This is a genomic window from Nitrosospira sp. NRS527 (genome assembly GCF_018406445.1).
Lineage (GTDB): Bacteria > Pseudomonadota > Gammaproteobacteria > Burkholderiales > Nitrosomonadaceae > Nitrosospira > Nitrosospira briensis.
The window spans coordinates 2,863,263-2,885,475 of sequence record NZ_AP024515.1; the positions used below are offsets into that span (position 1 = coordinate 2,863,263).

General features: G+C 51.0%; 17 protein-coding genes. 4 read left to right on the top strand and 13 right to left on the bottom strand.

The window, feature by feature from the left end; genetic code table 11:
• Positions 1 to 26: 26 nt before the first annotated feature.
• The 5 genes from rsmH to KJS40_RS15510 all read right to left on the bottom strand — a co-directional run bounded on the left by rsmH (position 27) and on the right by KJS40_RS15510 (position 7,265).
• Entirely contained in the window at positions 27 to 962 is a 936-nt protein-coding gene (rsmH, locus tag KJS40_RS12765; RefSeq protein ID WP_213538270.1) for a 16S rRNA (cytosine(1402)-N(4))-methyltransferase RsmH, read from the bottom strand.
• A 19-nt stretch (positions 963 to 981) separates the two neighbouring features.
• Positions 982 to 1,425 (bottom strand): division/cell wall cluster transcriptional repressor MraZ, encoded by a 444-nt coding sequence (mraZ, locus tag KJS40_RS12770; RefSeq protein ID WP_025040826.1) that lies wholly within the window; start codon positions 1,423 to 1,425, stop codon positions 982 to 984.
• A 604-nt stretch (positions 1,426 to 2,029) separates the two neighbouring features.
• Positions 2,030 to 4,273 carry a bifunctional (p)ppGpp synthetase/guanosine-3',5'-bis(diphosphate) 3'-pyrophosphohydrolase gene (locus KJS40_RS12775; protein WP_213538271.1) on the bottom strand — a complete coding sequence of 748 codons (2,244 nt, stop codon included), beginning with the start codon at positions 4,271 to 4,273 and terminating at the stop codon, positions 2,030 to 2,032.
• Between the two features lie 114 nt (positions 4,274 to 4,387).
• Positions 4,388 to 6,778 (bottom strand): DNA internalization-related competence protein ComEC/Rec2, encoded by a 2,391-nt coding sequence (locus KJS40_RS12780; RefSeq protein ID WP_213538272.1) that lies wholly within the window; start codon positions 6,776 to 6,778, stop codon positions 4,388 to 4,390.
• A gap of 352 nt (positions 6,779 to 7,130) precedes the next feature.
• Positions 7,131 to 7,265 (bottom strand): hypothetical protein, encoded by a 135-nt coding sequence (locus KJS40_RS15510; protein ID WP_269430507.1) that lies wholly within the window; start codon positions 7,263 to 7,265, stop codon positions 7,131 to 7,133.
• Between the two features lie 444 nt (positions 7,266 to 7,709).
• Here KJS40_RS15510 and KJS40_RS12785 point away from each other — a divergent pair, with 444 nt between their 5' ends.
• Together KJS40_RS12785 and KJS40_RS15405 are read left to right on the top strand one after the other, a co-directional pair.
• Entirely contained in the window at positions 7,710 to 8,456 is a 747-nt protein-coding gene (locus tag KJS40_RS12785) for a long-chain N-acyl amino acid synthase (protein WP_213538273.1), read from the top strand.
• Positions 8,457 to 9,040: 584 nt separating this feature from the next.
• Complete coding sequence (locus tag KJS40_RS15405; RefSeq protein ID WP_244859598.1) at positions 9,041 to 10,015, top strand: EDSAP-1 family PEP-CTERM protein; 975 nt, start codon at positions 9,041 to 9,043, stop codon at positions 10,013 to 10,015.
• A gap of 85 nt (positions 10,016 to 10,100) precedes the next feature.
• On the opposite strand, the gene KJS40_RS12795 is transcribed toward KJS40_RS15405, so the two are convergent.
• From KJS40_RS12795 to KJS40_RS12810, 4 genes are all read right to left on the bottom strand, one after another.
• On the bottom strand, positions 10,101 to 10,892 hold the full coding sequence (locus KJS40_RS12795; RefSeq protein ID WP_213538274.1) for a class I SAM-dependent methyltransferase: 792 nt from the start codon (positions 10,890 to 10,892) through the stop codon (positions 10,101 to 10,103).
• Positions 10,893 to 11,336: 444 nt separating this feature from the next.
• Positions 11,337 to 12,380 carry a methyltransferase gene (locus KJS40_RS12800; RefSeq protein WP_213538275.1) on the bottom strand — a complete coding sequence of 348 codons (1,044 nt, stop codon included), beginning with the start codon at positions 12,378 to 12,380 and terminating at the stop codon, positions 11,337 to 11,339.
• A gap of 367 nt (positions 12,381 to 12,747) precedes the next feature.
• A complete protein-coding gene (locus tag KJS40_RS12805) occupies positions 12,748 to 13,539 on the bottom strand; it encodes a class I SAM-dependent methyltransferase (protein ID WP_213538276.1) in 792 nt (263 codons plus the stop codon).
• 195 nt (positions 13,540 to 13,734) lie between these two features.
• Positions 13,735 to 15,411, bottom strand: coding sequence for an FAD-binding oxidoreductase (locus tag KJS40_RS12810; protein WP_213538277.1), 1,677 nt, complete (start codon positions 15,409 to 15,411; stop codon positions 13,735 to 13,737).
• 918 nt (positions 15,412 to 16,329) lie between these two features.
• On the opposite strand from KJS40_RS12810, the gene KJS40_RS12815 reads away from it, so the two are divergent.
• A complete protein-coding gene (locus KJS40_RS12815) occupies positions 16,330 to 16,824 on the top strand; it encodes a DUF2062 domain-containing protein (RefSeq protein ID WP_244859599.1) in 495 nt (164 codons plus the stop codon).
• 73 nt (positions 16,825 to 16,897) lie between these two features.
• Here KJS40_RS12815 and lolD read toward each other — a convergent pair whose 3' ends face one another.
• From lolD to KJS40_RS12830, 3 genes are all read right to left on the bottom strand, one after another.
• On the bottom strand, positions 16,898 to 17,575 hold the full coding sequence (gene lolD, locus KJS40_RS12820; protein WP_213538279.1) for a lipoprotein-releasing ABC transporter ATP-binding protein LolD: 678 nt from the start codon (positions 17,573 to 17,575) through the stop codon (positions 16,898 to 16,900).
• Positions 17,568 to 18,815, bottom strand: coding sequence for a lipoprotein-releasing ABC transporter permease subunit (locus KJS40_RS12825; RefSeq protein WP_213538280.1), 1,248 nt, complete (start codon positions 18,813 to 18,815; stop codon positions 17,568 to 17,570). Before KJS40_RS12825 ends, lolD begins: the two co-directional genes overlap by 8 nt.
• A gap of 238 nt (positions 18,816 to 19,053) precedes the next feature.
• A complete protein-coding gene (locus KJS40_RS12830) occupies positions 19,054 to 21,135 on the bottom strand; it encodes a TonB-dependent receptor (protein ID WP_244859600.1) in 2,082 nt (693 codons plus the stop codon).
• 78 nt (positions 21,136 to 21,213) lie between these two features.
• Here KJS40_RS12830 and KJS40_RS12835 point away from each other — a divergent pair, with 78 nt between their 5' ends.
• Positions 21,214 to 21,624: a hypothetical protein gene (locus KJS40_RS12835; RefSeq protein ID WP_213538281.1), complete on the top strand. Its 411-nt coding sequence runs from the start codon at positions 21,214 to 21,216 to the stop codon at positions 21,622 to 21,624.
• 103 nt (positions 21,625 to 21,727) lie between these two features.
• Here the strand turns inward: KJS40_RS12835 and KJS40_RS12840 are convergent, their stop codons facing one another.
• Positions 21,728 to 22,117 carry a transcriptional repressor gene (locus KJS40_RS12840; protein WP_244859601.1) on the bottom strand — a complete coding sequence of 130 codons (390 nt, stop codon included), beginning with the start codon at positions 22,115 to 22,117 and terminating at the stop codon, positions 21,728 to 21,730.
• Positions 22,118 to 22,213 lie beyond the last annotated feature (96 nt).

The window sequence follows — 22,213 nt, forward strand, 5'->3', positions numbered from 1 at the left end:
CCGGGAACGCCGCTGTGGCTGTTCCTCTATGTCGTATTTATTCGCTCCGCCACGCGCATTATTGCGCTCCTGGCCCTGGGATTGCCGGCGACTTCCTTCGTATCCGGACGTATCGCCTTGCCTATCAAACGCAATTTTTGGCGACTCAAAAGTTGCACTTCCTTTTCACGTAGCGGCAATTCCTTCGGCAGCCTGTCCGAATCCGCCAATTCACGCATAAAACGTTTCACTGTCCGGTCTTCCAGCGAGTGAAAACTGATCACGACGAGCCGGCCGCCGGCGTTCAGCATCTCCACGCATTTCGGCAAGGCAAGCGACAGCTTCTCAAGCTCCTGATTGAGGTAAATCCGTATAGCCTGAAAAGTGCGCGTCGCCGGATTCTGCTTATCTTCCCGCCCGCGCGAGCGCACGGTCGATGCCACGATCGAGGCAAGCTGATGTGTAGTGACGATGGGCTGCCGACCTCTAGCCGCAACAATCGCTCTTGCAACCTGTTTAGCAAACCGCTCTTCGCCATAGTTCCTGATCACCTCTTCCAAATGGGTTTCGGGAGCGGAAGCGAGCCACTCCGCGGCCGTCGGCCCCTGGCTTGTGTCCATGCGCATATCGAGCGGACCATCCAGGCGAAAACTAAAGCCACGCCGGGCTTCTTCAAGCTGCGGCGAAGACATCCCCAAATCCAGCAATATCCCATCCACCCGATCCACATCCAATTGCCGCAAGATCTCCTGCATCGTCGAAAAGCTGCCATGAATCATATGGAACCGCTCGTCTTCGAGAGACTGCCCAGCTTTAAATGCGGAAGGATCCTGATCGAACGCTATCAGCCTTCCATTTTCTCCTAACTGCTCCAGTATCAGCCGGCTATGCCCACCACGACCGAAGGTTCCATCCACGTATATTCCGTCCGGCTTGATGGCCAGCGCATCCACCGCCTCATGCAGCAAAACTGCGGTATGCATATACTTTTCAACCACAGCATTAGAGTGAAAAACCATCGAGCTCCGGCGGAATGCCGTCTTTGAAAACGAGCGCGCTCTCGATCTGGAGCCTCCATTTTTCGTCATCCCACAACTCGAATTTGGCGCCTTGCCCCACCAAAACCACGTCTTTACTTAAACCAGCAAACTGACGCAAGGGAGGCGGCACCAAAATGCGGCCTGCGCCATCCATCTCCACATCACTGGCGTTGCCAACGAGAAGACGCTGCAGACTACGCGTTTGTGGATTGAAGCTGGAAAGACTGTTGAGTTTTTGCTCTATCGGTTCCCACACGGGCTGGGGATAAACCAGCAAACAACTGGAAGGATCAGCGGTGATAACCAAACGACCGGCGCAAAGAGATATCAGACCTTCGCGATATTTCGCAGGCACCGCAAGTCTACCTTTGTTATCCAGGCTGATAGGTGTCCCACCGCGAAACATTTTGCCCCTTTATTTTCCGGAAGGAATACGGAAATTTCCTCCACTTTTACCCACTTTTGCCCACTGTAAATAAAACGATAGGCAAAGTCAAGGAAAAGAATAGGGTTTTTTGCAAGGGTGCCAAATGCCCGGATCAGACGGCGCACAGGGAGCCTTCCAGGAAATTAAACACATAAAATCAGATAATTATAGGATTAATCCGATATATGTAATATGCAGCAATTGACATTGCAAGCGTCAACGGCTTAGATAACTGCTTCGAGGAATTGTCCTGCCGGAGAAGCTGCAAGATACGCAGCCATATGAGTACGTGGAATCGAACTCAATTGAATTGCTTACCGATTCATTAGCCAACTTGATCACGAAGCATTCAACTGGACGACATAAAAGTGAATAATTCGATACTGCGACCGGGCTCAAGCAGCCTGTCGGGCTCGAAGAATCGCAGCGAAAAAGTGGTTGGGCGAGGGCAGATCTTGAGGATTTTTAAGGCCAATAGTTATTCTATTGGCCGAAAAAGCGGCGAAATATGGACCGTCCAGACGCTTTGGAGATGCTTTTGCAGCCGATTTCCTTTAAGTCCGACAGGCTGCTAGCGTACGCTCTATTTCCGCCAGGCGGATATCACCCCTCGAACATGCTGTATCAACCCGAGAACACGGTTAAGCTGCGTCAGGCCGCTGATTTTCACGGTAAATTGCATCGCTGCGAGATCCCGGCTTTGGGTTCGGGTGGCGGTAACATCGATTCTCTCGCGCAGCAGGATATTGGAGATATCACGCAGCAATCCTTGCCTGTCCTGCGCCTCGACCTCGATATCGACCTCATAGCGCTCGCCTTTCGCTTTCGTTGTATCGTCCGATACATCCCAGTCTGCCGCAATGACTCGCTTGGCACTTTCTTCACTTAGACGGGACAAACTGGTGCACTGCTGACGGTGTATCGTAATGCCGCGTCCGCGGGTGACAAATCCAATGATGGGATCAGGCGGAGCAGGCTTGCAACATTTTGCCAACACAGTGAGCAGCTTGTCGACACCCGCAACAAGAATACCGCCGCTGGATGGTGCAACGGTCTTGCTACCCTCGGTCAACTCCAGGTCCGGAGCGACTGTTCCGGTCACGCCGCTTAGATACACGCCCAATTGACGGCTACTGATATCGCCCCGGGCAACAGCGGCCAGAAACCCGTCAAGTTTGGGAAACTTGAACTCACCGGCGAGCTTATCCAGCGATAGCGCTGTCATACCGTAGCGCTGCAATTCCTTTTCCACGAGCACCCGGCCCTGTGCCAACGAAGCCTCGCGCTCCAGATAGCCAAACCACTGCCTGACCTTCGATCGCGCCCGATGGCTTTTCAGATAACCCAGGACAGGATTGAGCCAATCACGGCTCGGCCCATCCTGCTTACCCGAAATGATTTCCACTTTCTGCGCATTTTGCAGTGGATAATCAAGCGGCACCATGACACCATCGATTTTTGCGCCACGGCAGCGGTGACCGAGATCGGTGTGCACGTGGTAGGCGAAATCCACCGGCGTAGCACCCTTGGGCAAGGCAATGACCCTGCCCTGCGGCGTCAGTACATAGACCGAGTCCTCAAACAGCGCGACTTTAAAATGCGCGGCCAGTTCTCCCGCGTCCTCGACATCATTTTTCCATTCCAGTATCTGCCGCAACCAGGCAATTTTTTCTTCATACCTGGCGTCACGCTTCGCCCCTTCCTTGTAGCGCCAATGCGCGGCCACACCCATCTCGGAATGACGATGCATTTCGTGTGTACGGATCTGCACCTCAACCACCTTATCTTCCGGACCAATCACGGCGGTATGCAGAGACCGGTAATCGTTGCCTTTTGGTCTGGCAATATAGTCGTCGAATTCCTTCGGAATCGGTATCCAAAGATTATGCACCACGCCCAGCGCGGCATAGCAATCCTTCACATTGTCCACAAGAATCCTTACTGCACGAGCATCATGGATTTCCTTGAAGTCCACACCCTTGCGTTTCATTTTTTTGTGGATGCTGTAGATGTGCTTCGGGCGGCCCGTAACCTCAGCGTTGATTCCTGCCTGCTGCAATTCGTTCTGCAGGTTATCCACCATCAGGGCGATATATTGTTCCCGAACGCGACGCGTATCCTCGAGCAATGTGGCGATTTTTTTATAGCGTTCCGGCTCTACGATCCGAAATGAAAAGTCTTCCAACTCCCATTTCACTTGCCACAACCCCAGGCGATTCGCCAGCGGTGCAAATATATCCATCGTCTCGTGCGCAATCTCCGCGCCTGTCGGAACGTTATTCGCAGCGATATATCGCATCGTCTGCACACGATCCGCAAGGGCAATGATAACGACACGAATGTCCTCCACCATCGCCAGCAGCATCTTGCGCAATGCCTCGACTTGCGCATTGCGGTCTCCCGCGGTCGAGGCGCCTCCGGGCCCCAACGTTCGGATGCGGCCCATCCGTGCCACCCCTTCCACAAGGTGAGCTATGGTGGGATTGAACGCCGCATGCAATTTTTCCTCGTATCCATCCAGATAATCCGGTACCGCATAAAGTATTCCAGCGGCCAACGTATCGCTATCGACCCGTAATGATGCCAGGACCCATGCTGCGCCCTGTATGTGCTGAGTAACCAACTCGCCGGTAGACAGGTATTTGTCTTTATAAAGTGAATGGCAAAAATCCAGCGCACGCCCAAGCATGTCGATTTCACCGGGGGAAAACATGGCCGCGGTGGCTTCTGGCCAGCAAAATCCATCCCAACCTCCGCTGCCGGAAGAAAGCGTTGTGGAAGAAGCCGGAGAAATCCCTGAATCTCTATCTGTTAGCTCATCGCGCATTTTTTCAGTTTTTGCAGTTGTCCGGGGAACGGGTTTAAAGGAATATCGTCCCCGAAGGGGGAATCCAGAGATATTATCCTGCTTGATAGCAACGCAACGTAATAATGCCTTAAGTCAATATTGCGGGATATCCTGCCAATAGCGGCGCCGCAGCATGCGCGAGGTTTCCACAGCGAAATCATTATCCGCAAAGCGCAACAGTATCGCGCCATCGGCATCGCTACGCAGCAGTCTGCTTCCAAGAGACCGGTAGCGTTCCATCACTTCATCTCTGGGGTGCCCGAAGCGGTTGCGATAACCTACGGTGAATATTACCAGCCTGGGATTCACCTGGCGTATAAACCCCTCCGTTGAAGAGGTTTTACTGCCGTGATGGGGTGCGATGAGCACCGTCGAGGAGAGCGCGTCGCCGTCCCGGGCAAGTAACTGATACTCGATTTTTTTCTCGATGTCAGCGGGCAGCAATACGCTGCCATGGGCGGTGGTGATCTTTAGCACACAGCTCAATGCGTTGGTTTTGGGCTTGGGCTCACTGTAATTATGCTCCAGCGGATGGAGCATATCGAAGCGAACCCCATCCCACTGCCACGATTGCCCGGCACGACATCGGTATCCCGAGGAAGCGGCTCGCTGTATCGGGTGGTCGTCTCTCAAAGACGAGACCAGCCATTCCACCGGCACCGCTTCCAGCACCGATAATGCGCCGCCGCTGTGGTCCGTGTCGGCATGTGTCACGATCATGCCGTCAAGCTGCTTTATACCTTCGCCCCTCAGGAAAGGGACGATAGTGCGGCTTCCGCTATCCGCCTCTGCGCTGAACCCCGGACCCGTATCATAGAGTAGCGCGTGATTTTCCGTGCGTGCCACTACCGCGAGCCCCTGGCCAACATCCAGCACCGTCAGCCATAATTCTCCCGATGCAGGTTTAGGGGGAAGGACCAGAAATAGCGGCAGCAGCGCTATCATCCCCAACCAGCGGGCGGGAAAACCTGTGGTAAGCCCCAGCCTTCCCGGCAGCAGCATCCAGAAAATTCCGGCCACGCCGGCTGCTACTGCCCACGTGGGCGGCGCATGCTGGCTCCAGACCGCCTGGGGCACATCGCTCATCCACCGCATTGCCTCCATGCAGCCGCTCAGCACCCAGTGCGCGGGCAACAGCATGAAATCGAGCGGCGGGAAAGTAGCCAGCAGTGTCAAGGGAACCACCACCAAGCTCACCAGGGGGATCGCTATGGCGTTGGCAATAGGCGAAACCAGCGATATCTGTTGGAACATGGCCAGAAGGAGGGGTATCAGGCCGAGCGTTATTGCCCATTGCACCCGGGCCCAGCCGGATAACCAGTGGATTCTGCCGATACGCCCGGCCGATATCAGCATGATGACTGCTATTGCACCAAACGATAACCAGAAGCCCGCTGAAAGTACCGCCAACGGATCAAGAAGTATTACCGCCAGCAATGCCCAGGCCAGTACCGCCGTGGCGGAGGTGAAACGGCCCAGCCACAAAGCGATGGCGACTACCCCGAGCATATACACGGTACGCTGCGCCGGTACGGCGAAGCCTGCAAGCAGAGCGTAACCCAGCGCTGCCGCCAACCCCGCGACGACTGCCGCCTTGCGTGCCGGCAACCACAGCGTCAAATGGTCGCTCCTGCGCCACAGCCAATACACCAGCGCAAAAATGAGTCCGGATACCATGGTAACGTGCAGCCCGGATATGCTCATGAGATGATTCACCCCGGTGCGGGTAAATACTTGCCACTGTTCGCGTGGAATGGCGCGCTGATCGCCGACCGCCAGCGCCACCAGGACACCGGTATAGGCATGGTCGGGCAATACCTGGATGAAACGCTGGCGGATATCCTGGCGCAGGCGCTCAACCCGGTAAGCCGGGCGATCGACCATTTCTTCCAGGCGCATATTCTCGTCATCTTTGCGCACGTAGCCTGTGGCGCGAAGATTCCGCTCCAGAGCCCACTGCTCAAAGTCGAAGCCGTGGGGGTTGACACTGCCATGCATACGCCTGAGCCGGGCCGTGATACGCCAGCGCTCGCCGGCATTGACCTGCGGCGGCGCGGTCTCGGAGATCGTCACCTGCTTTCCCCGCTCCCCATACCAGGCGAGCGAAATGCGCGCAGGAACGATGGCTTCTTCGGTCAGCACGCGCTCCACTTCGAAAGCAAAACGGACACTGTTCTCATTGACTTGCGGCAGTTCCGCAACTACCCCGATCAACTGGATATCGCGCCCTTCCCATTCGTGCGGAAGCACATCGGCCAGGCGCGACTGGGCGAAAACAGCCGCCCAGAAAAATCCCGCGCTCAAGAAAATAGCGGCAAGCAGAACCTTGCCAGCAGCTATAAAAAATGGCTCGTGGGAACGACAGAGCAGAAATGCCGACGCTGCCCCGGGCAATAGTGCCCATGCCCATGAAATTTCCGGCAGCGAGGCCTGCTGCTGCAACCACACCACTCCGAGCGCAAACGCAAGGATGCGGACTTGCATTAAAGGTTTGTGCCGCTATTAAAACCCATACTGACGTGTGAAGTTAGCGGATGGAGAGATGCTCTGCGGTAAATAACAGGAGCTTCAAGCTAAAATTAAAATCGACTAGCTGGAGGTTGGGGCTTTGAAGGCATATCAATAGCTGACGTAGGTAAAACTGCTAATGAATATTTACGGATGTATAGAATCGCTGCTAGCCCAACACATAGCAGGGCAAAGATTCCGGGTTCCAGGAGCACCAAAGAGCCACACTCTTCAGGTGTGGATGATATAAATGCTAACCCAAGTACCTCAATGAACAGGACGACTCCAATCTCTGCTATTCGTCCTCTATAGATTTACGCGAACGAGCTTACACTTCGCGCGAGACTTCGAACAAAATACCATTTATATCGAAGGCTAGCGTATCGAAACTAGCGTCTCTGGTAGCTTCGGGATCCCTCGGCCCCACGCCAATCTGCTCCATAGTGAAACGTTTCTCCGTCATGCAACGCCCCTACCATTAAAGATAAGTTTCGCCGAAAGCGAGCATCGTCTCCTGGCTAATTTTTGCGGAGCTGGGTATCTCTCTTACCACGGATATAAACGTCATCCGTTCATTTTTCGATGGCGAATTAACTGAGGCGGGAACACATCGCTTGTCTCTAAATGACGACAAAAAAAAGCATTATAAATCAGGCAGAGATAAATAATTGATAAATTTTCCCCAATATCGGAGACAGTACTTCCTTTCGCTTACAAAGTATCTTATTGATAATTAATAATTAATACCTATGGCACAAGAATTGCTTATGCTTCGACTAGATTCTTCATCACATCCATACTAGATTCTTCATCACATCCATATAAGGTCATGCATACTATACAAACATCTTATCCCTTAAGCCCTAAACAAACATCTTATCCCTTAAGCCCTAAAACGCATATCTTCATGCCTCAGGACGAAGAAACAATTATTTCTTTTAGCTCATCATCTCCCCAGTTAAGAGAAATGTGCATTCAGGAGTCAAGTTCCGATGTTAATTCTGATCATGTGACCGATCAGCAGGTATTTAATATCCGGATGGTAAATTCGGAAGGTAGGCGGGAAGCGGCTTCTCTGTTGATCCGTAAACGGTATGGTTGGAGAGGCTATTCTATTGATCCTTTCTCGGATAATGAGCCAAATCGGATCATATTAGTCGCTGACACTGAAGGAAAAACCGTTGCTACCATGACGCTTTGTCTTGACGCAGATATCGGTTTGCCGGCGGATGAAAACTTTCGTGACAAGCTTGACGAACTTCGTTTGCGGGGACGTAGATTATCTGAGCCATCCAGACTGGCAATTGAAGATAACATTCCCAAACGAGTTTTTGCCTCGCTGATCCACATTTCTTATATCTACGCGCATAATATTTTTGGTTTTACTGACTGGGTGATAGAAGTCAACCCCCGACATGCCATGTTTTACAAAAAAATGCTTGGGTTTGAAAACTTCGGAGAAAAAAGAGTTTGTACACGAGTCAATGCGCCTGCTGTATTACTCAGGCTGAAGCTCGAATATATGTCTGGGCAAATCCGTAAATTTGGCGGGTTAATGGAACAGCACGGGCAGGAAAAATCATTTTATCCATATTTTTTCTCGCCACGGGATGAGTTAGGTATCACTGGCAGGCTCGAAACGGGAAGAACCTGATACGACCGGATCGGCACGGGGTATATTCCACAATACCCATGTTGCACCCGAGTTGTCCAGACTGGATGACAACAGTTTTCCATAAGGAATCAAATCAAACAGGACATTCTGTCGAGATTCTTTACAGATGTTGATGTGCATTATTGATCTGGTTTTAGGTTTTTTTTCCTCTCCAGCTAAGCTGCTGAGATCTTCGGTCCCATCTGTTTTTTTCCACCTCCTCGCCAATTTAACGCTGCCAAACAAGCATTTGTCTACCAAAAATAGGCAACAGGCAGCGACGTCGAGTCTTTTGCAAAATGGCTTACGATCCTTTAGCGGATGTTGTCCACCGGTTTCAAGCCGCTGCACTCACTAAGCAGCAATTGTGGGCATAAGATTTCAATTGAATGTCGAATATTTTTACACTTCCTTGGAATTAATTTTACATTGCTTTTTAACTATTTGATGTTAAAAGATATAATGTTATTGGTATGGAAATTGCGTGAAGGAGAGTAAAAGAAAAGCAGCAATGAGCTGATGTTCAAGAAATCAAGAGGGTTGACATTTGAAAAAATTAGTTCTCTTACCATGGAGTGTCAATCATGATCATGAACCTTTTTAAAAAAAATATCATAACCGTAGCCGTTGCCACGACCTTGAGTTTGGGAATCGCGTCGAATTCCCATGCAGGTGCACTGTCGTTTTCTCAGTTGTCGGTCAACGGCCTTACGATAAGCAATTCCGGGGGAACCCAGTATGGTGTTTCTGACTTTGCATCAATCAATATTGGAAACCTTGGTTCTGACACCGCATCGTTAAATGGCGCGGCTTCCACCAGTAATAGTCTAGGCCCAATTCCGGGCAATGTTGCGCTTCCGCAGGCGTGCCAAGGCGCGGGTTGCCCGGCTAATAATACTTTTACCCCGCAAGTCACTGTAATCGCACCGAACCCGGTTGTTCCAATACCAGGGATACAATTTGCGCGGGGCGATATGGATTTGAACGGCGCTATCATTACAGGTACGCCAGTCGGAAGTTCGGCGAGCTCCAGTCAAGTCTCGGAAATCGAACTCAATCAAACTGCGGATGGCAATGGAAGTACAACCGCTGGTACCGGCACTCAATTCGAGTTTCAGTTGGCCAGTGCCGATTCGTTGACGTTTAATGCTAGCGCATTGGGGCTAACACAGGTTGCGCTAGCGGCAGATGCCATTAACGGACTTTCTACTGCGGGGTTCTCTTTTTCTATAAGCATTAGAGATATTGGTACTATAGCGGCGCCGACCAATGTGCTGATTTATACTTTTCAACCAGCCGAGCTCAACGCTGACTCCAGTCTCTCTATAGCGTCCCCGGGCTCTGTCCAATATATGTTGCCTTCCACCACTTTCTCTGCGCTAGGAGGCAACGTCTCGCCGGTGCTGAATAGTACCGACAGGTATATTCTGACAATCGATTCTCATACTCAGGCCGGCTCCAGGGTCGTGGAGGGGGTTGTACCCGAGCCAGCATCCTTAGCGCTACTGGGGGCTGGCTTGTTTGGAATGGGAATGGTACGCCGGCGTCGCAAAGCATAAACCATCGGTGAAACACGTTTTTCGGGGGGATTCTTTCCCCCGATTTTCTTCAGTCAATACACCAGTTCTTTTGCGCGTTTCATCATTACGCCAATAAAGTCGATTTTAGCCCGCCAAGCTTGAACAAACTGATCAGATCTTTCAGGTCGCGTTGCTGGGGAATAGGCAGGGCACGCCGCAACTCAGCCAATTTCTGCGTCAACGCCATCTCTACTTGCCGACGTTTGGGACTCTTTATCGTTACCATGAGGGGTATTAAGAACGTCGAATAAAGGCGGGCGCGGCCCGCCAGATACTTTGCGCTCAGGCGCTGGAAATCAGCCAAATGAAAGGCTGCCCTTAAAGAATTGAGATAGTCGATTGTGAAGAGTTCGGGTTGTCGCTCCCGGTGCTGGTACGCAAAATGTTGCATGGACTTTTCCGAATTCAAATGTCCGAAATCGGACAGGTAAATACCGCCATCCGGTTTTAGGATGCGGGCAACTTCTGAAAACGTGGATTCCAGAGCATGGACCGTTGGTAAATGATGCAGGGATAGCGTGGAAAATACCGTGCCTATGCTCCCGTCACTAAACTGACTCAAATCGGTAATATCACCAATTTTTAGATCAACATTCTTCAGGCCAAGCTCTTTAATATGGTCCTTAGCCTCCTTAAGCATTCCCTCTGACAGATCGATACCGATAAATTGAGAATTCGGATTCATCTGCGCCACCATGCCCAACTGGGTAGCCGGCCCACACGCTAGATCTACGACTGTCTCACCGGGGCAAATGACTTCACAGAGATGCGCGCAATGAAAAAGATAGGTTGGGGCAACAATCGCAGCTTCGCGTCCAGCGCGTACGAAGGCACTTACCTTCTCAGGGTCATCCATTACCAGCTCCGGTTCGGGAATACGCGAACTCGATTCCCCGGTGGTGAGTTCACGTATTAGCGTGCCAACGATTCCGGCAGTGGACATAAAGTCTCCATGATCAAAAATAATAAAAATTAATAAATATCTTGCGTAGCAAAGTCACCTGCTATCGCCGCCAGCGCCACTTTGGCTTTGAATACCGCGAGTGCGTCCTCTGGCTCTTTTTGCCATTTTCTGCTCCGTATCAAAGCCCCGCAGCCACTTATAGACTTGTTCAAATTCCCGGCGCAACTTCTGTCATTTCTATCAATGCATGGGCTTTCATCAATGCGCTATCGCGGTTTTTGCGCACTTCCATTTCCATCAATCCAAACTCGTTTGCATCTGCTTACCCTTCCTTGTCTCGTCTCCAATTCTGATTCATTTCCGTCTAATCAGTTCAGTTGTGCAGAGATCCTTACTCTATTTCGTACCAATCAATATGCCATGTTTAAGCGGCAACTCATCATATTTTTGAATTTTTAAGAAACCCGCTGCTTTAAGCCAAGCTTCATAATTAGCCCACGAATAAAGCATGCCCTCACCAGTGGCAATCGCCTGGAAATAGGGTGAGCCAAGGGCAGTGCTTATTGGGCCGCTATCATCATCATTTCCCATCATGTTAAAAATTATAATACTTCCCTCTTCTGGCAAGGCTTCGTAAGCCTTTTTTAATAATCGCAAATTAGTTTCAGGTGACCAGATAGTAAGTATGTGAGAATATAAAATCGCATCAATATTGTCTGGGAAAGGATCACTAAGAAAATTACCCGTATAAGTTTTTATGCGTTCCGACAGACCTTCTTTTTCCACTTGTTGCATTGCAATTTTGCATACTGACTCAGAATCGAAGATGCTGACATTCATATCAGGATAGTTGTTACAAAGAAAAATTGCATTTGTCCCGTCGCCACCACCGGCATCAACCAAGTGATGTATATTTTTCAGCGCCTCTAAATCGCATAAACAGAAATTGGCTTGGTGTGACAAAGCGCTCATCGCCTTCTGAAAAACTTCTTCTTTAAAGGGATCATTGACAAGACGTTCATAAAGAGTCTTGCCCTTTCCAGGGAAACGCCTTAGACCGATATTGTCGTTTTTCCTAAGCGAGTCTACAAAATCTATAAGTCCTTCGTAAACAATATACCGCTGCCAACCCAAAACAGGTGCAAATGAATCTGGTTTATTGGTGACAAGCATTTGTTCAGTCAATTGCGCATTGGTATATTGGTTATTTTTTTTCTTAATGACTTTCAAAGCTGTTAAGCCCGTCAGTAATATTCGAGTAGGCTGCGGCTCCAAATTAAGATGATTGGCAATGTCATCAAATGAACTTTGTAATTCTTTGGATAAAAAGTCGTAAAGTCCAAGTTCAACACCTGCCCACAGTAGCTGAAAAGCGGTATGTCCTGCAGAAATCAGAAAAAATGAATCGAGATCTAGTTCATCTGAAGATTTATGAGACATGAGTAGATTTCCTTTTAATGATGTGATTGGGCGAGAGGTGCTTCCGCTGGACAACATCCATTAATGAACATATGCGGTCCATGCTTAAGTGGCCAGTTGATGGGATTCCATTAGCAGGATTTTTCAGCGCATAGCAATCGAGGGACTTGAGTTCATCTATTTTACTAATATATGACCAGTGCCACAAATGCCATAGCCAAGCTTCCTCGCAAAGGAGGATTGAACTTGTTAAATATTGGGGATGTTGGGATGGGAATGGTACGCCGGCGTCGCAAGGCATAAACCATCGGTGGAGCATGTTTACCGGGGGGATTCTTTCCCCCCGATTTTCTTCAGTCGTGCACCAGTTCTTTTGCGCGTTTCATCATTACGCCAATAAAGTCGATTTTAGCCCGCCAAGCTTGAACAAACTGATCAGATCTTTCAGGTCGCGTTGCTGGGGAATAGGCAGGGCACGCCGCAACTCAGCCAATTTCTGCGTCAACGCCATCTCTACTTGCCGACGTTTGGGACTCTTTATCGTTACCATGAGGGGTATTAAGAACGTCGAATAAAGGCGGGCGCGGCCCGCCAGATACTTTGCGCTCAGGCGCTGGAAATCAGCCAAATGAAAGGCTGCCCTTAAAGAATTGAGATAGTCGATTGTGAAGAGTTCGGGTTGTCGCTCCCGGTGCTGGTACGCAAAATGTTGCATGGACTTTTCCGAATTCAAATGTCCGAAATCGGACAGGTAAATACCGCCATCCGGTTTTAGGATGCGGGCAACTTCTGAAAACGTGGATTCCAGAGCATGGACCGTTGGTAAATGATGCAGGGATAGCGTGGAAAATACCGTGCCTATGCTCCCGTCACTAAACTGACTCAAATCGGTAATATCACCAATTTTTAGATCAACATTCTTCAGGCCAAGCTCTTTAATATGGTCCTTAGCCTCCTTAAGCATTCCCTCTGACAGATCGATACCGATAAATTGAGAACTCGGATTCATCTGCGCCACCATGCCCAACTGGGTAGCCGGCCCACACGCTAGATCTACGACTGTCTCACCGGGGCAAATGACTTCACAGAGATGCGCGCAATGAAAAAGATAGGTTGGGGCAACAATCGCAGCTTCGCGTCCAGCGCGTACGAAGGCACTTACCTTCTCAGGGTCATCCATTACCAGCTCCGGTTCGGGAATACGCGAACTCGATTCCCCGGTGGTGAGTTCACGTATTAGCGTGCCAACGATTCCGGCAGTGGACATAAAGTCTCCATGATCAAAAATAATAAAAATTAATAAATATCTTGCGTAACTTTAGTGCTGAAAGAATTATTTTCCTATTCCAACCATCTTGGCGCAGCAAGGCCCTGGTTAGGTCATATTATTGTGGGAAGCATTGTGGAGTGCTCGGTCCGGCTGGTAACGCCCTGGCGCAATAATTTCCTGAGGATCGAGAGCCATTTTTATGGCTCTAGTAGTACTCCAAAAGTTGTCGAAACCTTGGTCAAGGTCCGCCATGGATTGGATACCCACGCGATAAGGAATATAGCCGGCTTCCATGACAGATTGGAACAATGCACGATAGCATGCTTGCGCCCGCTCGGTTTCCGCAATTTCTTCCTTGTCGTAAGCTATGGTAATCACAGTCCCTAGAACACGTTCATTAAACATGCTAAAGGTAATGAAGAGGTCAAACCTGTGTTGTTCGAATATAGGCTCAATGATGGCGTGCAGTCGCAGCACGTCTTCCCCCCGCATAGGGATAACCGGAGAAAGCCATAAAAATCCGCAATTGTCCGCAGCCGGATCGGCATTCCTAGGAAAATTTGAGGGTAGACCAGCGCGCCTACGCCAGTAAGCACCCGCGAGAAATCTCCCATTAGGAATGCCTCTGTTCATGTCAAAAAGAGCGTTGCCAACTTGAATCTTGGTTTTTAGACGCGACGCTAGCGCTGAATTACCCAACATGCGTGCAATCATCGCGCCAAATGCGAGTCTTCGCTGGGTGAGAAAAACAGGTGTAGCTCCTGTGCCCTTGAGTGCATTTCTGAGGATTTTACGCGTAGTGGAAACCTGCCGTGGTGTGCCATAGAGCGCGCCAGATACGGTCCAAGCTCCCACTCCTGCTTCGATGCGGAGCGCTTTTCGCAAATCCGCAGGCAAAGGAATATTGCCCCTCGCAGATTCCAGGGGATAGGATCGACCCCCGGAGATCAATCTAAGGTCATTACCGATATGAACATTACTTCGCAGCGTGCCATCCATACGCAATGGACGTAGCGCATCAACGACTGGTTTAATATTTTCATGATTCTCGATAAAACAAAGAAAGTGATTGATGCATTTTGATGCGGGCATTAACCACATTCCTAACCTGGTTATTATACCAAGGTTCGATTGCGTGAACAACCCATCCAGATAAGGACCTACACCGTAGGGAAACAAGTAAGTGGTCTTGGCTTGCGGGTAATGCCCGAAACCCGTTTGAAGAACTTGTCCATTTGCGAGCACAATTTGCAAGCCAGCCACAGTTTGGAAGCGATTGCCATAAGGAGAATGCCCGAAGCCACGTTCCAGGATATTACCAACGAGGCTGGTGTCGGGACCGGCCCCGGTGCAGTCCATCCACAAAGGGATCTTGCGGTCCAGTAAATACATCGAAAGTTGCTGCTGAGTAACACCAGGCTCGATCACAGCAAAAGCCAGGGTCTGGTCGACCTCAATAATTCGATTCATTCGGCTGAGGTCGACAATGACCTGTCCGTCCGTAACGGCGCAGGCATCTCCATAGCCCCAATTCTTTCCCCGACTGATGGGATAAAGAGGGATACAAAAAGCGCTCGCAATTTTTACGATCGTGACAACATCTTCGGTAGAGGGAGGACGTAGAACGGCCAAAGGCTGAGTGCCGCATGATGAAGTACTCCGTGCATAAACAGCCAGCGTTTCCGCATCGTTAAGCACGTGCTCCGCACCCAGCAGTTCAACCCATTGCTGCATTGCCGTTTCAAGGCGATGCATATTGGACGCATTGGTATAAGTTGTCATGACTATGATTACTTTTAATAGCGTTTTCTGCCTTGTGCGACTGCGATAAGTACTATTTCAGGTTCACGATCGGATAGTGGTTTTCCTTGGGTCCTAGTGGAAAATATTTATTTATTTATTAAGCATACATTATAAATTACTAGGTTTTCAAGAAATAGCGTTTTATTCATACCTTCAAGACCTCCGTTCCTCATACCAGGTGAGGGAGATGCGCGCGGGAACGATGCTTCTTCGCTCAGCACGCGCTCCACTTCGAAAGCAAAACGGACGCTGTTCTCATTGACTTGCGGCAGTTCCGAACTATCCCGAGCAACTGGATATCGCGCCCTTCTCATTCATGCGGAAGCGTATCGGCCAAGCGCGACCGGGTGAAAGCAGCCGCCCAGAAAAATCCTATACTCAGTAAGACACCAGCCAATAATACTTTGCCCGTTACGGTAAAAATGTTGGCCCGGCAGCGCGAGAGCAAGAGCGAGCACACCGCGCCAGGCAGGAGCACCCATGCTTATCGATTCGGCAGTTCTGCCTGCTGTTGCAGCAGCCATACTCCAAGAACAAATGCCAGAATATATGCTCGCATCAGTAATTTCCGCGATTAGAATCGTATGACAAGAAGGGATGCTGAACTACTGACAAGATAATGCCGGCCTGGATCGGATCGCGGCTTCAGGTATACGATAAGCGTCGGTTTGTTGAGTGTGTAGGTGTCACGAAGAGCCGCGGCAGCGGCGGCTGTTTTCTTTAAGCTGGATGGGTTTCTGGTCAGGATTGTCTCTTGCCGACAAGTTGTTATTATGTTTGCATGGTCCGCGAGTATTTCCGTACACTCATCCCATGGTTCGAAAATTCTTCAAAAAATATCTACCTTCTCACGAGATCATTCGGCAGAATCGATTTGTCGGACTATTCGGAGAACGGTTGCACCATCACAATCTGTGGCATCTGCACCGGCGTTCAGTTGCGGGTGGCGTCGCCGTTGGATTGTTCGCCGGCCTGATTCCCGGCAGCAATCCGATACAATTCTTTTTTGCCGCTTTGTTTGCCATCATCTTTGAGGTGAATCTGCCGGTAGCGGTGGTTACCACGCTCTATTCCAACCCCCTCACTATCCTGCCCATCTATATGGCCGCGTACGCCATTGGCGCGTTCGTCACGGGGAATGGTACCGGCAATATGCCCCAAACAGAGCTGCACCTGATGGATAAGGACATTCGCGAGTGGATACCGGCATTGATGGACTGGGTGGTCTCGCTCGGAAAGCCTCTACTGCTGGGTATGTTCCTGCTGGCGCTGTTACTCTCTCTCGCGGGCTATCTCCTCGTGCGTGGAGGATGGCGGCTATACACTATTCATGAATGGCGCAAGCGGGCAAAACGACGTGCGGGTATAAAGCACAGCGACCACGTGGAATGAATACTAATGGATTCATCAGCGTATTCAGGCAGGGCAACGGATAGCGACATATCGAAGCAGATACGTTGCCGTGTTACTCGGCCAATATACCATCCTCCAGGTGCAGTATCCTGCCAGCCTTCCTGGCCAATTCCGGGTCGTGGGTGACGATGACAAGGCTTGCGCCCACGTCGTGATTAAGGTCCATCATCAGGTCGAAAACCCCTGCCGCGGTGCGCCGGTCGAGATTACCGGTAGGCTCATCCGCAAGAACACAGGCAGGCCGGGTGACCAGCGCACGCGCCACCGCCGCACGCTGGCGCTCACCACCCGAGAGTTCTCCCGGCGTATGGGAAATGCGATGCCCCAAGCCCACCTGCGCCAGAACTTTCGCCGCATTCTCATATGCTTCAGTATTCTTCATGCGTCGAATGAGCAATGGCATGGCGACATTCTCCAGTGCGCTGAATTCAGGCAGCAAATGATGAAACTGATAAATGAAACCGAGCGATCTATTACGTAAACGGCATCTTTCTTCTTCATTGATGGCGGCAATTTCCTGCCCCATGATGCGTATGTCGCCTCCCGTGGGTGCGTCCAACCCCCCTAACAGATGCAGCAGTGTACTTTTTCCGGAACCCGACGTGCCGACGATCGCAACCGTTTCTCCTGCTTTCACATTCAGGTCTATTCCCAAAAGTACCGGCACTTCAAGTTTGCCTTGATAATAACTTTTGCGCAGATTGCGGCAGGCAATAATCGTTTTATTCATACCGCAGCGCTTCTGCGGGGTTGACCCTGGAAGCTCGATAGCTCGGATAAAGCGTCGCCAGCAATGTCAACACAAACGATACCGCAGCCACGGTTATCACGTCGGCGAAGTGCAGGTCCGATGGAATCTCGCTGATGTAATACACCTCCCGCGAAAGGAATTGCACGCTGAACAGGCGCTCGATAGTCGCTATCACCGCCTCTACGTTGTATGCCAGCAGCACGCCGCCGATCACGCCCAATGTGGTACCGAGGATACCGATCAACGTACCCTGAACGATGAAAACCTTCATTATGCTTCGCGGGCTGGCACCCAGCGTGCGCAGTATCGCGATATCGGACTGTTTGTCGGTTACGGCCATGACCAGGGTGGAAACGATATTAAATGCCGCAACCGCGATGATGAGGGCGAGAATGAGCGACAGCATGCGCTTCTCAATCTGGATTGCGCGGAAATAATTGGCATGCTGTCGGCTCCAATCGGTGATATAAACATCCGCGGAAATCAGTGGCGCAAGCTCTCGCGCTACTTGCGGCGCCTGGAACAGATCATCCAGCTTCAACCGTACACCCGATACCTGATCTTCCTCCATGCGATACAACTTTTGTGCGTCCGCCAGATGGATCAGTACCAGACCCGAGTCATACTCGAAATGTCCTGCTTCGAAGATGCCGACAATTGTGAATTGCTTGAGGCGCGGCAATATGCCTGCCGGAGTGACCTGTCCCTGCGGCGAAATCAGGACAATCTTGTCACCCGTGAATACGCCCAGGGCGCGCGACAGTTCCCGGCCGATGACAATGCCAAATCTTCCCGGCACGAGATCTTCGAGCTTGCCGTCTATCATCATTCGCCCCAGATCGGCTACGCGGTCCTCCATGTCCGGCAAGACACCTCTAACCACCACGCCACTGACAACCTGGTCGAACGAAACCATGCCTTGCGCGCTGACATAAGGTGCGGCAGCCTCTACCTCGGGATGCTTGAGTGCCTCATCGGCGACCTTGCGCCAGTCGGTCAATGAGCCGTTGACGCTGCTCACCTGAATGTGGGACGCCACACCGAGAATGCGCGTCCGGACCTCTTTCTGAAAGCCGTTCATAACCGACATGACCGTAATAAGAGCTGTCATGCCAAGCGTGATACCCATCAGGGAAATCAGGGAAATGAAAGAGATGAAGTGATTACGGCGTTTGGCGCGGGTGTAGCGCAAACCGATAAAGAGTTCGTACGAAGGCACGGATCAACATACCGAATATGGGGTAACCTGATAGTTTGCCACATTCCGCCATGTCTTAATAGATAAACGCATATTGCGGTGATGGTATCGGCAATTTTTTTAACCTGAAATAGCGCTCCAGGGCTTTAGCCAGATTTCGGCTCAGATACAGCCATTTTTGCGATGCAATGGCGAGCAGCCTGTCGGACTTAAAGGAAATCGGCTGCAAAAACTCCGATTCTTCAAGTCCGACAGGCTACTAGAATTCACCTCTCAGGCCCACTACGAGCGACCTCCCCGGCAACGGCGCAAAATCCTTCAGGAAAGAGGTATGCACGCGCATCTCTTCATTAAGCAAATTCTTGCCCTGAACGAAGATTTTGATACCGTTCGATTTTGTTTCCTTGATACGGTAAGTCACCTCGACATTCACCAGGGTGTATCCTGGAGTGCTGGTTTCAAGCGCGGCACGGCGGCTTTGACGCATCACGCGAGTCGCGCTTACGTTCATTGTCAAGGGTCCGGTCCTGTGGTTGAATTCCAGTCCAAACCGTGGTGGAGTGATACGGGGAACGTTGCCTCCATTATTCAGTTTTCCGCGCACATAGTCGGCAAACAGCCGCAAGTCGATGGTGTCGGGTTTCAATGTGAAGATGGCTTCTGCTTCCGCGCCATAAAATCTCGCTCCGGTCTGCGCGAAATTCTGTACCAGAAAATCGCCATTGGGATCCAGCGTTCCGGTATCGTCGACGCGATCCGCCATGCCATCCCCATTGATGTCGGCACTGCGTACGAAAATGTAATTTTCAATCCAGTTATGAAACACATTGACCTTCCATTTCACCATGCCGGCGGTCTTACGTAGAGCAAGATCGATATTGTTGGTGGTCTCGCTGGATAAAGTGCTGTCACCGGTCTGGAATGTGGCGGTGCCACGGTGAGCCCCATGCATGTACAGTTCTTCGGTAGATGGTGCACGCTGCCCCCGCGTGCCAGTCAGGCCCAGCCCATAGCCATCCATGAATTTCCACAAGGTGCCCGCGGAGACGTTATAGAGGTTGAATGCGCGTGACGGATTGATATTGTTCTGCGGATCCTGCGTCGCACGCTCGATCCGGCCGCCGAGCTCCAGCCGCCAACGATCCCAGTTCCGCTCTTCGACCAGGAACAGGCCGGCGGAATTGGATTTTGTAACAGGCACTATGGCTTCCTCGCCCAAGGCGGAAAAATTACGATCCTGAAATTGGAAACCGAATGCTCCCTGCCACTTTGCTATCGGTGCATGCAGAAGCTCGGCGCGGCTTTCCAACCCCTGGTTTTTAAATCGGGTGGCGATTTCGCCGGTACTCTCTAGTTCATTATGCTTGTAATCGTTGTAGCCTACGCGCACCTTCAGCCGATCAAAGCCGCGGAGCGGCTCATTCAGCTCACCTGACATATCATAACGGGTCTGTTTGAGATCGATCTTTGAGCCTTCAGGGCTGGGTATGCCGTATTTGCTCTCCAGGTGCGAGACCGATATACCCAAAAATCCTTTCTCGCCAATGTAAGAACCACCCGCATAACCACTGGCCGAATTGACTGCGCTGTTTTCAACGATTCCCTTTTTACTGTGGAGGTTGCTTTCATTCGCTCGTCCGGGAATGTGATAATCATCGGTTTTGCGCCTGAACCCTCCTACGCTCCAGGATACCTTTCCAACGCTGCCAGATGCGTTTAAAGCGCCGCTACGTTCCGCTGTTGCAGTATTGCCTCGTATCTCGACATCCCCCTTGGGAGATTTAAACAGTTGACTGGGGATTCGGCCGCTGACGACATTGACCACGCCGCCGGATGCGCCGCTGCCGTAGAGCAATGTCGCCGGACCTCGCAGTATCTCGATTTGGGAGGCGTTGAAAGATTCAACCGTTACCGCATGATCCGGGCTGATGGTAGAGAGATCGAGTGTACCGATGCCGTTCTCCAGTACTCGGATACGAGGGCCGTCAAGGCCGCGAATGATCGGACGGCCTGCGCCCGGACCGAAGGAAGAGGATGCCACACCCAACTCGCGCGAAAGTGTATCGCCCAAGCTCGCTTCCCGCTTGCGGCGCAAATCGTCACCCTGCAATACTGAAACAGGCTGAGCCATATCAAGCTCGCTCCGATTATCAAATGGCGTCGCAGTCACAACGACCGGTTGCAATACCTTGTCCCGGTTGCTCTCCTTGTTCTGGCTGCTCTGCTGAGCCTGAGCATGGGGCATACTGAATATGGCAAGCACCGTCATAGTGACAATTAATCTCGATAATTCCTGCGCACTTTGTAGAAATGCGTCCAAACCACAACTTGAACAGTTCATGCTGACTTTCTGAAAAGGGGAACCTGGGGTTTCAATACCCCAGTTACGCCGCGCCCTAGTCGATAGCCATCAGCCTCGATGAGCACGAAAGGGGCACGACGTGAATGGATCGGCAACGTCAAAATGACGAGTGCCGTTCAAGATCAACTATTAACGAAAAACGAAGGGAAATTACGCTTGCGGGGGCCCGCGGGTGAAATAAGGGGAAGAGAAACGGAGGAGGATAGGCGGCGATATCAGATACGGCGGAGACTGGCGCCTCATCTGATCAAAAAAGAAAACGGGCAGAACGGCAACAGCAATACTGAATCCTGTCAGCGCCAGGCAGTCAAGACAGATCTTGTCTCCGTCGAGGTCGCTGTCGGGATGGAGCCCGCTCTCTTCCTGACCACCATCGGCATAAACGTTGCCGATGAGATCGGCGTCGCCAACGTGAGTGAGGGCATGCGCCGCCTGAAGGACCGGCACGAGCGACAACGCCACCACTAAAATCAAAAATAATATCTTACGCAAAATCATCTGACAGCATTTATGCCAATACTCACCGCGCCGGACATTCAGCGTGACGCTCCATGCATAGCAGGACATCCGGTTATGCGCACTCTGCACATAATCCTTTGACCCTTAATTCAATTTCCCGAGATTGATAACCGGCCGGCAGCGGAGAATCATACTCGGCCCTTATATCATCAAGACAAACCACCCTCGTGCAGCGCATGCATTCAAAATGCGCATGCTGATGATGCGCTACTTGACTATTTGCTCGAAAATGCCATATTCGGTCGTCGCCCACCACCTTATGCACGAAACATTTTTCGTCCAGCCATTCAAGTACGCGATAGAGCGTCACCCGGTTCAGCCTGGGCTTGCCAAGTAAACGCTTTTCAATTTCTTGATGCGTAACCGCTCGCTGTTCCGCAAGCAAAATGGCGAAAACCTGAACCCTGCCGGGCGTCACGCGCTCTCCGCGACGGCGGATCATCTCTTCTGCTTGCTTTTGCAGGCTAAACATAAATGCTAATATTGCAACATAGTTGCATTTAATATAACCGAATAATTGTGCAGGCGCAACCGCGGT

Coding starts and splice junctions, on each gene's coding strand:
- KJS40_RS12785 (WP_213538273.1), top strand. CDS start 7,710: ATGCCTCAGGACGAAGAAACAATTATTTCTTTTAGCTCATCATCTCCC.
- KJS40_RS12795 (WP_213538274.1), bottom strand. CDS start 10,892: ATGGATGACCCTGAGAAGGTAAGTGCCTTCGTACGCGCTGGACGCGAA.
- KJS40_RS12800 (WP_213538275.1), bottom strand. CDS start 12,380: ATGTCTCATAAATCTTCAGATGAACTAGATCTCGATTCATTTTTTCTG.
- KJS40_RS12775 (WP_213538271.1), bottom strand. CDS start 4,273: ATGCGCGATGAGCTAACAGATAGAGATTCAGGGATTTCTCCGGCTTCT.
- KJS40_RS12835 (WP_213538281.1), top strand. CDS start 21,214: ATGAGCACGAAAGGGGCACGACGTGAATGGATCGGCAACGTCAAAATG.
- rsmH (WP_213538270.1), bottom strand. CDS start 962: ATGCATACCGCAGTTTTGCTGCATGAGGCGGTGGATGCGCTGGCCATC.
- lolD (WP_213538279.1), bottom strand. CDS start 17,575: ATGAATAAAACGATTATTGCCTGCCGCAATCTGCGCAAAAGTTATTAT.
- KJS40_RS15405 (WP_244859598.1), top strand. CDS start 9,041: ATGATCATGAACCTTTTTAAAAAAAATATCATAACCGTAGCCGTTGCC.
- KJS40_RS12780 (WP_213538272.1), bottom strand. CDS start 6,778: ATGCAAGTCCGCATCCTTGCGTTTGCGCTCGGAGTGGTGTGGTTGCAG.
- KJS40_RS12840 (WP_244859601.1), bottom strand. CDS start 22,117: ATGATCCGCCGTCGCGGAGAGCGCGTGACGCCCGGCAGGGTTCAGGTT.
- mraZ (WP_025040826.1), bottom strand. CDS start 1,425: ATGTTTCGCGGTGGGACACCTATCAGCCTGGATAACAAAGGTAGACTT.
- KJS40_RS12830 (WP_244859600.1), bottom strand. CDS start 21,135: ATGAACTGTTCAAGTTGTGGTTTGGACGCATTTCTACAAAGTGCGCAG.
- KJS40_RS15510 (WP_269430507.1), bottom strand. CDS start 7,265: ATGACGGAGAAACGTTTCACTATGGAGCAGATTGGCGTGGGGCCGAGG.
- KJS40_RS12810 (WP_213538277.1), bottom strand. CDS start 15,411: ATGACAACTTATACCAATGCGTCCAATATGCATCGCCTTGAAACGGCA.
- KJS40_RS12805 (WP_213538276.1), bottom strand. CDS start 13,539: ATGGATGACCCTGAGAAGGTAAGTGCCTTCGTACGCGCTGGACGCGAA.